Origin of the sequence: Xanthomonas arboricola (genome assembly GCF_002940665.1) — a bacterium.
In the GTDB taxonomy this organism is placed as follows: Bacteria; Pseudomonadota; Gammaproteobacteria; order Xanthomonadales; family Xanthomonadaceae; genus Xanthomonas; species Xanthomonas arboricola_B.
The window spans coordinates 1091920-1106431 of record NZ_MIGY01000003.1; the positions used below are offsets into that span (position 1 = coordinate 1091920).

At 66.5% G+C, this 14512-nt stretch carries 6 protein-coding genes and 1 pseudogene; 4 read left to right on the plus strand and 3 right to left on the minus strand.

All coding sequences use genetic code 11. From position 1 onward, the window contains the following. The first annotated feature begins 228 nt into the window (after nt 1–228). Entirely contained in the window at nt 229–2361 is a 2133-nt protein-coding gene (locus tag XarjCFBP7645_RS18470) for a methyl-accepting chemotaxis protein (protein WP_181126419.1), read from the plus strand. A 1138-nt stretch (nt 2362–3499) separates the two neighbouring features. Here the strand turns inward: XarjCFBP7645_RS18470 and XarjCFBP7645_RS18485 are convergent. Next, on the minus strand, nt 3500–6163 hold the full coding sequence (locus XarjCFBP7645_RS18485) for a PAS domain S-box protein (protein ID WP_104538624.1): 2664 nt from the start codon (nt 6161–6163) through the stop codon (nt 3500–3502). 193 nt (nt 6164–6356) lie between these two features. Here XarjCFBP7645_RS18485 and XarjCFBP7645_RS18490 point away from each other — a divergent pair, with 193 nt between their 5' ends. Both XarjCFBP7645_RS18490 and XarjCFBP7645_RS18495 read left to right on the plus strand, forming a co-directional pair. Beyond that, nucleotides 6357–9236, plus strand: coding sequence for a M16 family metallopeptidase (locus tag XarjCFBP7645_RS18490; RefSeq protein ID WP_104538625.1), 2880 nt, complete (start codon nt 6357–6359; stop codon nt 9234–9236). 312 nt (nt 9237–9548) lie between these two features. Continuing rightward, the gene (locus XarjCFBP7645_RS18495; protein ID WP_104538626.1) at nt 9549–10496 is read left to right on the plus strand and encodes a GAF domain-containing protein; all 948 of its coding nucleotides are present in this window, start codon (nt 9549–9551) and stop codon (nt 10494–10496) included. 1034 nt (nt 10497–11530) lie between these two features. Here the strand turns inward: XarjCFBP7645_RS18495 and XarjCFBP7645_RS18505 are convergent. Further along, nucleotides 11531–12544, minus strand: a complete 1014-nt coding sequence (locus XarjCFBP7645_RS18505; protein ID WP_181126382.1) for a hypothetical protein — start codon at nt 12542–12544, stop codon at nt 11531–11533. Between the two features lie 281 nt (nt 12545–12825). Beyond that, nucleotides 12826–13578 (minus strand): DNA-formamidopyrimidine glycosylase family protein, encoded by a 753-nt coding sequence (locus XarjCFBP7645_RS18510; protein WP_104538627.1) that lies wholly within the window; start codon nt 13576–13578, stop codon nt 12826–12828. Between the two features lie 107 nt (nt 13579–13685). Between XarjCFBP7645_RS18510 and XarjCFBP7645_RS18515 the strand changes: the two are divergent. Further along, nucleotides 13686–14467, plus strand: a pseudogene (locus tag XarjCFBP7645_RS18515) (DUF72 domain-containing protein). The last annotated feature ends 45 nt before the right edge of the window (nt 14468–14512 follow it).

Here is a 14512-nt window from a genome sequence, read left to right on the forward strand (position 1 = left end):
CACGCATCGATTACTAGATCGACACCCGGCACCCCGTAGGAGCGCCCCCGGGCGCGATGAAGCGCTATCAGTAACGCCCCATCGCGCCCGGAGGCGCTCCTACATTGCCTCTGTCGCAAGCGGGCGCTGCCGCAATTAGCATTCAACCCGCATGTGAATCAGCCGTTATTCATGACGTAGCGCCCTGCGCGCGTTCCGGATGCCGTTGCCATGCCCGTTGTCTCCCTGTTGCGTCGCCATGTCGCCAACCTTCCGCTCACCCGCAAGTTCATCCTGCTGTGCAGCTTGTTGACGGTAGGCGTGATCCTGCTGGCAGTGGCCGCGGCACGCTTGCAGTATCTGGACCTGATCGAGGCGCGCAAGCTCAGCGTCAAGACCGAGGTGGAGATGGGCCTGACCGTGATGCAGCACTATGCAGACAAGGCCAAGGCCGGCGAACTGACGGTCGAACAGGCCAAGGAAGCTGCACGCGCCACGCTAGCCGACATGCGGACCAACGACGGGGTGGATTACTTCTTCATCGTCGACCCGCAGATGCGCATCCTGATGCATCCCAAGCGCGCCGTCGGCACCGACATGAGCGACTACAAGAGCGACGCCGGGCAGTACGTCTACCGCGACATCAAGACTGCGATCGAGCGCGGCGACGGCTTCAGTTACTACGATGCGCCCAAGCCGGGCAAGAAGGAACAGTTGCCCAAGATCAGCTATGCCAAGACCTTTCCGGCCTGGAACTGGGTATTGGTGATGGGCGTGTACGCCGAAGACATCCAGGTGCAGGCCTGGGGCTTCACCCGCACATTGACGTTGATCGGCAGCGCGTTGGTGGCCATGGTGATCGGCCTGTGCTGGTTGATCGCCTCGGCGATGGCAGCACCGCTGCGGGCAGCATCGCGCACCGCAGAGGCGATTGCCTCAGGCCGCTTCGACAACGATATCCGGGTCGAATCACGCGACGAGACCGGTCAGCTGATGCACAGCATGCAGCAGATGCAGACCCAGTTGCAGCGCTTCAACGGCGAGATGCAGACCATGATCCGGCTGCAGCAGGGCGAGAACATCGCGCACCGCATTCCAGAGGATTTCCCAGGCGATTACGGCACCCTGGCGCACGGCGTGAACACGGTGGTGTTCGAGCATCTGGATGCCATCAACGAAGCGATGGACCTGATGGGCGAGTACGGCCGTGGCGACCTGCGCCGCGACATGCGTCGCCTGCCCGGCCAGCGCGCGGCGCTGCATGAAGCGCTGGACACGGTGAAGGGCAATCTGTCGGCGATCAACAGCGACATCGCACGCCTGGCCGACGCGGCCGCACGCGGCGATTTCTCCGCACGTGGCGAACAATCGCGCTACCAGTTCGCGTTTGCCGAAATGGTGCAGGCGTTGAACCGCCTGATGCAGCAGGCCGATGCAGGCCTGGACGATGTCGGCCGCATCATGGCCGCAATTGCCGATGGCGATCTGTCGCAACGGGTGGAATCGCACTACGAGGGCGCATTCGGCCGCCTGGCCAATGCGGCCAACCGCACGGCGATCCAGCTGACCACCATCGTGCAGGGCATCCAGCATTCGGCCGAGATGATCAACACGGCCGCCGGCGAGATCGCCAGCGGCAATGCCGACCTGTCCACCCGCACCGAGCATCAGGCGGCCAACCTGGAAGAAACCGCCGCCTCGATGGAAGAACTCACCTCCACCGTGCGCCAGAACGCCGACAATGCGCGCCAGGCCAATCAGCTGGTCAAGGGCGCCGGCGACGTGGCCGAAAGCGGCGGCCGCGTGGTGCAGGAAGTGGTCAGCACCATGCAGGCGATCACGCAATCGTCGGCACGTATTTCCGACATCATCGGGGTGATCGACGGCATCGCATTCCAGACCAATATCCTGGCCTTGAACGCGGCGGTGGAAGCCGCGCGCGCCGGCGAGCAGGGCCGCGGATTTGCGGTGGTGGCCACCGAAGTGCGCGCGCTGGCGCAGCGTTCGGCCGGCGCGGCCAAGGAAATCAAACAGCTGATCTCCGATTCGGTGGAAAAGGTGGCACAGGGCTCGGACCTGGTGCAACAGGCCGGCAGCACGATGACCGAGGTGGTCAGTTCGGTGAAACGGGTGACCGACATCATGGCCGAGATCACCGCCGCCAGCACCGAGCAAAGCGCCGGGATCGAGCAGGTCAGCACCACGGTGATGCAGCTGGACGAAATGACCCAGCAGAACGCAGCGCTGGTGGAAGAAGCCACCGCTGCGGCACGCAGCATGGAAGATCAGGCGGCGGATCTGACGCGCGCAGTGGCAGTGTTCCGGTTGGTGCCGCAACAGGCTGCGCTGCCGCAGCGGCGCTCGGTCGTGCAGGCGGCTTGATGGATGGATGCAGAGCGCATCTCCCTGCGAGCGCGAAGGCACGGCATGCGCGCCACTGGCGCACGTGACGCAACCGCAGGCTGGGGCGCGGAGCGGGGATTGGGGTAAGGGTGCCCCCGAAAGCCGCATCTGCACAGAACAAGCGCGTCATCGAATCCAAAAAAGCTGACCAGACCGCAGATCAGCAGACAGCCGCACAACGTGCACGGCTCACAACCATGCATACCGACTATCCCGATGGGTCCTTGCCCACCCACCGTCGCGGGACCTTACGCGGCATGAATGCCGCGTAAGAGCCTACAGGGACGTACTTGCGGCGTGTCCTGCGATGGTGGGCGGGCAAGGGCCTTGCAGCCAAGCCGCAGATCATCGCTCTGCAACTGAACTATCCGTATTGTCCACGCCAGTCGAAGCGCAATGCGTAGAGCAACCAAAGCTTCGAATCGCGGCGGCGTTGAGGCGTGATTAGATACTTAAGTCAAACGCTCGGCGAGTCGAGCGCGCGATGTCCTCACCGCTCGCGGGACACGCCGTGAATCCGTGCGTGGAGGCTCCTTGGCGGCATCCATGCCGCCAAGGGTCCCGCAATCGGCGAGGACACCGCGCCAGGGAATTGGTCGGTGGCCTAGCGAAAACTTGCTTGTCGATCATCTAGCGTTGGCAACCGACCGTATGCGCCGCAGTCCAAACACCCCACGTCATGCGCTGCCTGTAACCATGCACAACGACCATCCCGACGGGTCCTTGCCCGCCCACCGTCGCGGGACCTTACGCGGCATGGATGCCGCGTAAGAGCCTACATGGACGTACTTGCGGCGTGTCCTGCGATGGTGGGCGGGCAAGGGCCCTGCAGCCATGCTTCAGATCATCGCTCTGCAATCGATGCGTCCATACCCTTGCATCGCCTCTCCAGACGACCGAGATGATGGGCCTCAACCTCGTGGTTAGTGTGCATTTATCGATGCGATTGACGCGGTTTTACGGGTAGGCCGTACCCTCATCCGCCCTGCGGGCACCTTCTCCCGGGGGGAGAAGGGAGTGCCTCTGATTGACGCGGCTTTATGGGTAAGTCCTAGTCGCGTTCGCCCTGCGCGTGCTTTCTCCGGCTGGAGAAGGAAGTGTTGCCGCATGCACGGCGTCAGCGCGCGGCGTCGCGTCCGGTGGTGGCGGTGTGGTTGCCGCAGCGGGCGCGTTTGACGGCGTACATCGCTTCGTCTGCCGCATGCATCAGGCTGGCAGCGTCGGCCTGCTGGCCGTGTTGCCAGGCGACGCCGATGCTGGACCGGATCGGCAGATGTTGCTCACCGAACACGGCACCCGCTGCCGATGCGGCGCGGATCCGGTCTGCCACGGCGGCGCATTCGGTCTGCGGATCCTGCAGGTTGTCCAGCAGCACCACGAATTCGTCGCCGGCCAGGCGTGCCACCAGATAGCGGCCTTCGGCCGCCTGCTGCAGGCAGCGGCCGAAGGCGACCAGCACCGCGTCGCCGGCGCGGTGGCCGTGGACATCGTTGATGCGTTTGAAGCCGTCCAGATCCAGGAACATCACCGCGACCGCGCACTGCTGCTGTTGCGCCTGGGTCACCGCAACCTGCAGCGCCTCGGACCAGGCGTGGCGATTGGGCAGGCCGGTCAGGGCGTCGCGGGTCGCGCGCTCGTGCATCAGCCGATGCAGGGTCTTGTGCGCGGTGACATCCTGCGCCATCAGGAAGAATCCCTGCGCCTGCGTCGCCGTGCCCTGCATTTCCGGCACCAGGGTGATTTCCACATCGCGCGGTGTCGCGCCGCCACGCAGGACGTGTTCGAAGTGGGCGCGCTGCCCGGCGCTCACCTGCGCCAGCGCGGCGCGTGCCTCCGCACCGAGCTCTTCGCCCAGCACCTGGGTGATCGCGCAGCCGACCAGACTGGCCGGCTCCACGCCGAGCCAGTCGCGATGCGCCTGGTTGGCGAACAGGCAACGCTGCGCGGCATCGTAGTGCCCCACCAGGGTGGGCGTGGCGTCGCTGATCGCGCGCAGCCGCGCTTCGCTTTCGGCCAGGCGTTCGGCAGCGACATGGCGTTCGGTGACGTCCTGGATCTGCGAGACGAAATGCACCGGCGCGCCGCTGCTGTCGCGCACCAGCGATACCGACAGCTGCGCCCAGATCACCGCGCCCTGCTGGCTGATGTAGCGCTTGGCCAGGCTGTAACTGTCGCGTTTGCCGTCGATCAGTTCCTGCACCAGGCGCAGGTCCATGTCCAGATCGTCCGGATGGGTGATGGTCTGGAAGGTAGTGCGTAACAGCTGCTCGCGCGGGTATCCCAGGATGCTGCACAGCGACGGGTTGACGTCGCGCCAGTCGCCATCCAGCGAGACGATCGCCATGCCCTGTGGGGCGGTTTCGAACGCACCGCGGAAGTGCTCGGCCGCCAGCTGCGCGGCGGCCTGCGCCTGCAGCTCGGCGGTGACGTCGATGGCCATTGCCAGGTAGCCGGACGCCCCCTGCTGCGCGTCGTGGATGATGTTGAAACACAGGCGCACGCGCCGCAGTCCACCGTCTTTGCGCACCAGGGTCCAGATTTCTTCTTCGAGCACATCGCCTGCGGCTGCGGCGGCCAGCTTGGTATACGACGGCGGCGACAAGGCCAGCGTGGCCATGTGCCGCTCCAGCTCGGCCGGCAGATGGAACCGTGCCGGGCAGCTCCCCAACACCTCCTCCGCCGCGTAGCCCAGCAGGCGCTCGGCGCCGGGATTGAACAATTCCACGCGCCCGTTCGGATCGAAGGCGATGATCGCCACATCCTGCGAGGCATCCACCAACGACTGCAGGCGTGCGCGTTCGCCCGCCAGCGCAGCCGAGGCATCGCGCAGTTCGGTGATGTCGTGCATCACGCACACCGCACCCAGGGCAGCGCCCTGGTCGCTGACCACCGGGTCCGCGTTGCACAGCACGCTGCGTGCTGGCTGGCCGGTGGCGCGGATCACCATCTCGGCATTGCGCACATGCTCGCCGGCCCAGGCGCGCACCAGCGGAATGGCCTCGGTGGGCAGCAGCGCGCTGCCGTCGGCGTTGTAGAGATCGAAGTGCTGCGCCCATTGCGTCGGCGGCAACAGGCGCGGATCGGTACCGTGCCATTGCCGTGCGGCGTGGTTGAATTCACGCAGCAACCCATCGCTGTCGCAGGACACCACGCCGTCGGGCATGGCTTCCAGCAAACGGCTCAGGGTCTGCCGCTGCGCTTGCGCGGCCAGCCGGTCGCGGCGCGCCTCCAGTTGACTGACGGCCTGACGCGCCAGACGGATCAGCCCTTGTTTCTGGTTCTCGTCGAGCACGCGCGATCGGGTACTGAGTGTGCACAAGGTGCCGTAGGCATAGCCTTCGCTGCCGACCAGCGGCACACCCACATACGAGCGAATGCCCGGCGCGGCAGTGACCAGCGGGTTGAGCGCGAAGCGTGGGTCGGCCTCGGCGTCTGGCACTTCCAGCAGCTCGGTCCCCATCACCGCATAGGAGCAGAACGACACGCTGCGCGGGGTGCCTTCCAGATCGGTGCCGCAGCGCGCCTTGAACCACTGGCGGTCGGCGTCCAGCAGCGACACGATCGCCATCGGGGCGCCGGTGATGTGTGCGGCCAGCCACGCGATATCGTCGAATTCGGCCTCCGGCTCGGTATCCAGCACCCCCAACCGACGCACCGCTTCCACGCGCAAGGCGTCGTCGGCGGGAATGGGCACGGGCGGCAACAGGACGGTCATGGCGTGATCGGTGGGCAACGTCTGGGCAAGGTAGGTCGCCCCAGGTAACGGCGAGGCGATGATCAACTTGAGCGCTTGCGGCCGGGCCTGCTTGCTGACTGGCTGACTGGCCGGCGGTTGTGCCCGGCCGGCGCCGCAGTCAGCACCCCGTCGCACCGCCCTGCCGGCAGCCGCGCATGGCGCCCCCCTGCCGGACAGCATTTGCGAGGCCGCCAGGTAGCCACTACCCTCGGCCGATTGTCCTGCTCTGGAGTGTCACATGCTGCGTCCGCTGTCCCTGTTGATCGCCGGTATGCTCGGCGTCGCCGCCGGTGCCGTTGTTCCCGCCGTCGCAGCCGCCCCGGCCAGCCTGTCCAAGCCCGCGGCCAGCAGTGCCATTCCCGAGATCGGCTACACCCGCTTCACCCTGCCCAATGGCCTGACCGTGGTCGTGCACGAGGATCACAAGGCGCCGGTGGTGGCGGTGAGCATCTGGTACCACATCGGTTCCGGCGACGAGCCGGCCGGCAAGACCGGCTTTGCGCATCTGTTCGAGCATCTGATGTTCTCCGGCTCGGAGAACAATAAGGGCAGCTTCTTCGCGCCGCTGGAAAAGGTCGGCACCACCGACATGAACGGCACCACCTGGTTCGATCGCACCAACTATTTCGAGACCGTGCCGACCACTGCGCTGGACACCGCGTTGTGGCTGGAATCGGACCGCATGGGCCACCTGCTCGGCGCGATCGGCCAGGAAGAACTCGATACCCAGCGCGGCGTGGTGCAGAACGAGAAGCGCCAGGGCGAAAACCGTCCCTATGGCCGCGTGGACCAGAACATCCTGTCCAACCTGTTCCCGGCCAACCACCCGTACCAGCACGACACCATCGGCTCGATGGAAGATCTGGACGCGGCCTCGCTGGCCGACGTCAAACAGTGGTTCAACGACAACTACGGCGCCGCCAACACCACCCTGGTGCTGGCCGGCGACATCACCGTGGCGCAGGCGCGCGCCAAGGCGCTGCAGTATTTCGGCGACATCCCGTCCGGCAAGCCGGTGGCGCGCCAGCAGCCGTGGGTGACCCCGCTGGCCGCGCAGAAGCGTGGCGTGCAGCACGACCACGTCTCGCAGCCGCGCATCTACCGCACCTGGGCCGCACCGCAGCTGGGCAGCGATGCGGCGATCCAGCTGGACCTGGCCACCACCGTGCTCGGCGGCGGCAAGACCTCGCGGCTGTATCAGCGCCTGGTCTACCAGGACAATCTGGTCGATGACGTATCAGCGGCGATCCAGCCGTTCGCGCTGTCCAGCCAGGTACAGATCCAGGCCGACGTGAAGGACGGCGTGGACCCGGCCAAGGTCGAGGCGATCATCGACGAGGAGCTCAAGAAGTTCATCGCCCAGGGCCCGACCGCCGACGAACTGCAACGCGCGCAGGTGGCCTACCGCGCCGGCTTCGTGCGCGGGCTGGAAAAGGTCGGCGGCTTCGGCGGCAAGGCGGTGATCCTGGCCGAGGGTCAGGTCTACCGTGGCGACCCGGGCGCCTACAAGCAGGATCTGCAGCGCGGCCAGGCCGCCACCGTGGACAGCGTCAAGCAGACCGCCGCCACCTGGTTCGGCAAGGGCGACTATCTGCTTACGGTGCTGCCGGCCGGCAAGGATTTCGACCCCGCCGCCGAAGACAAGGCAGTGGTCGCGCGTGGCGACGAACCCGGCAAGCCGGCACCCAGGCTGCCGGCCGCCGGCAAGTACACCGTCACCGCCTCCACGCTGGACCGCAGCAAGGGCGTGCCGCAGACCAGCCAGTTCCCCGACCTGAGCTTCCCGCAGCTGCAGCGCGGCAAGTTGAAGAACGGCATCGAGGTGATCCTGGCCGAGCGCCACACCATCCCGGTCACCCAGGTGGAGCTGCTGTTCGATGCCGGGTATGCGGCCGACCAGGGCAACAAGCTCGGGACCGCCAGCTTCAGCGCCGCGCTGATGAACGAGAGCACCGCCGCGCTGGATTCGGTGGAAGTGGCGCAGCGTCGCCAGCGCCTGGGCGCCATCACGGCGGTCGGCTGCGATCTGGACAGCTGCAGCGCCTCGCTGGATGCACTCAACGACCAGCTGCAGCCGTCGCTGCAGCTGTTCTCCGACATCGTGCGCAACCCGGCCTTCAAGGCGGCCGACATCGAGCGCATCCGCGGCCAGTGGTTGGCCGGCATCGCGCAGGAAAAGACCCAGCCCAACAGCCTGGCACTGCGCGCGTTGCCGCCGTTGCTGTTCGGCCAGAGCCACCCCTACGGCATCCCGCTCACCGGCAGCGGCACCGAGGCGGCGATCAAGAGCCTCAACGCCCAGGACCTGCAGGCCTTCCACCGCCAGTGGCTGCGTCCGGACAACCTGCGCATCCTGGTCGCCGGCGACACCACGCTGGCGCAGATCATCCCGCAGCTCGATGCCGCCTTCGGCGACTGGAAGGCCCCTGCCATGTCCTTGCCGAAGAAGAACCTGGTCCAGGTCGCCGCGCAGCCCAAGCCGCGCGTGTACCTGATCAACCGCCCGGATGCGCCGCAGTCGGTGATTCTGGCCGGCCTGCTCGCACCGTCCACCAAGGCGCCGGACAACCTGGCGATCGGCGTGGCCAACGGCGCCTTCGGCGGCACCTTCACCTCGCGCCTGAACATGAACCTGCGCGAGAACAAGCGCTGGGCCTACGGTGCCGGCACCCGCATGCTGGATGCGCAGGGCCAGCGGCCATACATGTTCTCCGCGCCGGTACAGACCGACAAGACCGCCGAGTCGGCCAACGAGATCCTCAAGGAAGCCACCGCGATCATCGGCGACAAGCCGCTGACCACCGACGAGATCGAGAAGATCAAGAACCAGCGCATCCGCGCCCTGCCCGGCAGCTTCGAAACCACCGGCGCGGTGCTGGGTGCGATCGAAGGCATCGTGCAGTTCGACCGCCCCGACGATTACGTGCAGACGCTCAAGCCGCGCCTGGAAGCGATCGACCAGCCAGCCGCGCAGAAGGCCATCAAGCAAATCATCGCGCCCAACGCGATGACCTGGGTGATCGTGGGCGACCTGAAGAAGATCGAAGCCCCGGTGCGTGCGCTCAAGCTGGGCGAGGTGCAGGTACTGGACGTGGACGGCAAGCCGGTCAAGCGCTGAGGCTGGTCAGCCACACACCGACGGCGCGGCCTTCGAGCCGCGCCGTTTCCACATGCGTGGTACGCAATGGTGCGTGTGCGTATGAGTCCCCGGTTCCTGCGTGCAATGCGCAGGCATCGCACTCGGGTTTGAAATCTTGCGCCGGCGCTTCAGTCCGCCGGTTGCATGTCCCCTAGCTTGCGCAGCGCGACGGGGATGCGGATCTGAATCCGCCCTGCAGGCCGTGCTCGGGCGGATGGCAAATCCACGCCGCGTTATCGGCGGTGCCGGTATCGTTACATCTTTCTCGCTCGCGCTTGCCTGGCTTATTCGATGAAGCAAATGCCCCCGGCTGACGAAGCCTCCCGCCAACAGGTCCTGGACGGCTATCGCATCGTCGACAGCCTGCCCGAGGACACCTACCAGGACGTGGTGCAGGTGGCGGCCTCGCTGTGCAACACACCAATCGCACTGATGTCGCTGGTCGATCGCGACCGCCAATGGTTCAAGGCCCAGCTCGGCCTGGGCATGCAGCAGACCGACCGCAGCCAGGCAGTGTGCGATCACGCCATCCGCAGCCCCGAACAATTGATGGAAGTGCGCGACCTCACCCAGGACAGCCGCTTTGCCGATGTCTCGGTCGTCACCGGCGAGACCGGCGCGCGCTTCTATGCCGGCATGCCGCTGGTCACCTCCGATGGCGTGGCATTGGGCACCGTCTGCGTACTCGACACCGAGCCGCGCACGCTCACCGACATTCAACGCACCGGGCTGCAGGCATTGGCGCGCGTCACCATGCGCCTGCTGGACGAGCGCAAACGCCAGTTGCAGCTCGAGCGCGAGGCAATCCTGCAGCCGGTGGCACCGGCGGCCGTCCCGGTGGCCGCCGACATCGGTTATTGCCTGGTGATCCTGGAAGTGCAGGAGCTGGCCGCGCTGGCCGAAAAACAGAGCGAGCGGCTCCTGGGCCGCGCCTTGCAACAGCTCGACCAGTCCCTGGCCGCGCAGGCGCAAGCCAACGGCGACAGCGTGGACCGCGTGACCGACAGCGCCGAATTCATCGCCGTGCTGCGCGGCCCCGATGCCGAACAGAAGCTGCAGCGCCTGCGCGACATCGCCCAGCAGCAGCATGTGCACGGGCTCACGGTGCTGATCGGCCAGGCGCAGGCAACCCGTGGCGACGAGCCGATCGGGCAGGTGTTCCTGCGTGCGGAAGTCGCGCTGAGTGTCGAGAAAGACCGCTATCGGCAGAGTCTGACGCAGGACGGACTCAGCGCTTGATGTAGCGCGGGGCGACCGTCCGGCTGCCGGCTGATCCGCCGTTTCATGGACGTGCCCTCACAACTCCTGCTGCGCGCCTCCAACCGCGCTTGCGTCGCGGGTGCTCCAAGGCACACGCGCCCTCGCCGCGAGAGCCGTGCCTTCTCGCCCCGGCGGGAGGGGGGTTCTGTTCGCGATATCTGACGAAGACTGCCTTACGTCTTCAATTCCTGTCGGGACGCTTCCCTTCTCCCACCGGGAGAAGGTGGCGCGCAGCGCCGGATGAGGGTGCGGTTGCCACGCGCTCGTGCGGCGCGCTTGGCGTGCAAGCTTCCATCGCTCCTGGCTGTCTCCGACCACAACACCTCCCTCGCTCGTCCACTTCCACGTCGCGCGGCGACCAGGTGATTGAGCGGTGTGGGCGAGTCGGGTGCAGAGCTGCGGATCTGCGGTTTGGCTGCAGGGCCCTTGCCCACCCACCATCGCAGGACACGCCGCAAGTACGTCCGTGTGGGCGCTTACGCGGCATCCATGCCGCGTAAGGTCCCGCGATGGTGGGCGGGCAAGGACCAGTCGAGGTGGTCGGTGTGTATGGTTACAAGCACGACATGACGCGGCGTCTGGATTACGGCGTATCCGATCAGTTACCAACGCCAGGTTTGGCTGCAGGGCCCTTGCCCGCCCACCCTCGCAGGACACGCCGCAAGTACATCCGTGTAGGCTCTTACGCGGCATCCATGCCGCGTAAGGTTCCGCGACGGTGGGCGCGCAAGGACCAGCCAAGATGGTCGGCGTGCATGGTTTTAAACGAGGCAACCAATCAACTCTCTGGCGCGGTGCCCTCGACGATTGCGGGACCCTTGTCGTGGATGCCGTCAGGGAGACGCCATGGACGGATTCACGGCGTGTGCCGCAAGCGGTGAGGGCACCGCGCACTCGCCGTCACGCGTCAACGGTGCGAGTGTGGCCGATACGTTGCCGCCCTCGATAAAGCGTCAGAGAGGTTTTGCTCGCCACTGCTGGCCAGCTGCACCCACACGCATTCACCGCCCCACTCACCCGATCGCACACTGCTTCAACTGGCGGTCCGCGTACCACAGCGCGCGGCGGGCCAGATCGTAGGCGCTGTCGGCCTGGCGCGGCAGCAGTTGCGCGGCCATCACCGGGTCGGCGCCGTTGTTCAAGGCGTGCTCGGCACGTTCCAGATCGCCCAGGTGCGTGCGTACCGGCGACAACAGGGATTTGCGTTTGGACGCATCGCACCGCGCGCTGCGTTGCTCCAGCGCTGCCAGCGCCTCGCGGATACGACGGCTGGCTTCGCCCTTGAGATCGGGCGGCGTCTCGTGCGCGATCGGCGCAGCCTTGTAGGCGTCGCCGGTCGCCTCGCTGCCCATCTCGGCCTGATTGCCCGCCAGCGCGGGGTTGAAGCGCACATCCGGCGGTGGTCGCGCCTTGGCCACCTGCGTCTGCGGCCCGTTGAGCATGTCGTTGAACTTCTTCATGCCGCGATTCATTTCCTGCATCGCCACATCGCCCAGCGTGCCATCGCTCTTCCAGTCCTTGGCAAAGCGCGTGTCCTGGTACTGCACCGGGTTGACCCGCTCCATCACATTGCGCGCCTTGGCCTGCGCGCGTTCGTCGGCCATGCCCGGCGGCACTGCAGCGTCTGCCTGCGCCATCGGGTCGACCTGCGCATCGCGCGGCATGCGCACGCGGCCTTCGCGGGTGTAGAGCTGGGCCGCCATCGATTCGCCAGCCGGCGCGTTGGCGGCCGCCACCTGCCGCTGCGGCGGTGGGGTGCGTGTCGGCGGTGGCGCACTGCGCGCGGCAGAGGCCGCGGCCGGCGCAGCGCGCTGTGTGGAATCGCGTTGCTGCGGCGGTGTTACCGGCGCCGGCAGGGTCAACTGCGGGCGCGGCACGAAATACACCTGCAAGCTGTCGTCGTGTCGCACGGTGTTGCGCGGCGGTGGCATATACAGCAACAGGCAGGCAAGAAAGAACAGGATGGCGCCCGTGCATGCGACAGCGGCGACATGCGGGACAAGCGTTTCCTTCCTGCGGGTAATCACAATGCGGGAGACCGATAGATGAGAGATGCGCACGCCGCACCGTGAACCCGATGCAGGACGCGCAAATCTAGCGGGCGTGGCGTCTGCGCGCGTTTGAAATTCGTTGTCTGGGCCGCAGGCGCCAGCCGCCATTCACATTAGCGAACACGGCGACCGACGTCCGGCGCTTGCCGACAGCCGCTGCGGTTGCACCGTCGGCATGGCTCCTGTGTGCCGTGGCGGCGGGCGTCCAGCCAACATCCGGTCGATGACGGCCTGCGCAGGTGCGGGCCGCACGTAGCTCAGCCATCCTCCGGGCGGTACAGCCGCTGGCAGACCTCGCAGAAGAACGCCCGCCGCCCGGCCTTGCCCAGATGCTTTCGATACTGCAGCGGCGCGCCATCGCGCGGGCAGCTGGTCTTGGTATGCACCTGATAATGCTTCTTCAGCACGAAGGCTTTTTTCCAGGTGTAGAAGTCGAAACTGTAATCGCGCGCCTGGGTGACCAGCTCGCCGAGCTTGCGCGCCGGCAATGCGCCTATTGTGCTTTCCGGATGCACACGGATGCGATGCAGCACTTCGTTCTTGATGATGTTGCCGACGCCGGCAAAGATGGTCTGGTCCAGCAACGCATCGGCGGCAAGCATGCCGGGTGCGGCGCGCAACTTGCGCCGTGCCTGCGCGCCATCCCAGTGCGGGTTCATGACATCCGCCGTCCAGTCATAGACCTCGTCCAGCGGGCGCTCGATGAACTGCACCGAGCAGGCGTAGAAATTCAACCGCTGGCCCTTGGAAAACTCCAGGCGCAGACGCGGCACCGCATTCGGCTTGTCTTCGTCGATGCGATAACTGCCGAACAACAGAAAGTGGATGCGCACGCTGAACTGCGCGCACTCGATCAGGAAGTGCTTGCCCCAGCTGCGTAACGCCAGCACCTTTTGCTGCTCCAGCCGGGCGATGTCCTGCTTGCTGTTGCCGGACACGCGCAGGATCTTGCGGCCGACAAACGCTTCGGTCTGCTCGCGCAGGATGACAAGGGAAGGACCTTCTGGCATGCGCCCAGTATCGAAGTCGTCGGTGAGTCGGCCGTGAGCGCAGTGCACACGCAACGCTGACACGCGCGCATGCATAGAGTGCTGCCCACCCGTCTTGCGTACACCTCATGCAGGCTCGTTCATCCATCGCCGTGCCGCGCGTGCGCTGTGGCTGCGCAGGCTGGTCGATTCCGGCCGCCGACCGCGCTGCATTCGGCGATGGTGCCAGCGTCTTGCAGCGCTACGCCACACGTTTTGATGCGGTGGAAATCAACTCCTCGTTCCATCGTCCGCACCGTGCCAGTACCTACGCACGCTGGGCCGACAGCGTGCCGGAGGATTTCCGCTTTTCGGTCAGCTGCCGCGCAGCATCAGCCACGATGCACGCCTGCAGGGTGTGGGTCCGTTGCTGGATGCCTTCCTCGCCCAGGCCGGTGCGCTGGGCACGCGATTGGGCTGCCTGCTGCTGCAACTGCCGCCCAGCGCTGTGTTCGATGCGCCGGTGGCGGCCAGGTTTTTCGCCATGCTGCGGCGGCGCTGGGACGGCGGCGTGGTCTGCGAACCGCGCCATGCCAGCTGGTTTCTCCCGCAGGCACAGGCGCTGCTGGCGCGCCACCGCATCGCACGCTGCGCCGCCGATCCGGCGCCGGTGCCGGACGCCGCCACACCGGGTGCGACAGCCGGCCCGCAGTACTGGCGCTGGCATGGCGCACCGCGCATCTACTACAGCAGCTACGACGACAGTGCGCTGCAGACACTGGCCGACGCGGTCCGCGGCGCAGCGCACGACGTGGCGCAGCTGCAGGCGGAACGCTGGGTGATCTTCGACAACACCGCCGCCGGGCTGGCAGTGCCCAACGCGCTACAGCTGCAGCGTTTGCTGCAGGCCGATCGCCCGCGCCAAGGCTGACGCGCGAAGACGGCACGCCACCTGGCTTTATTCGGCGTGCCGCCG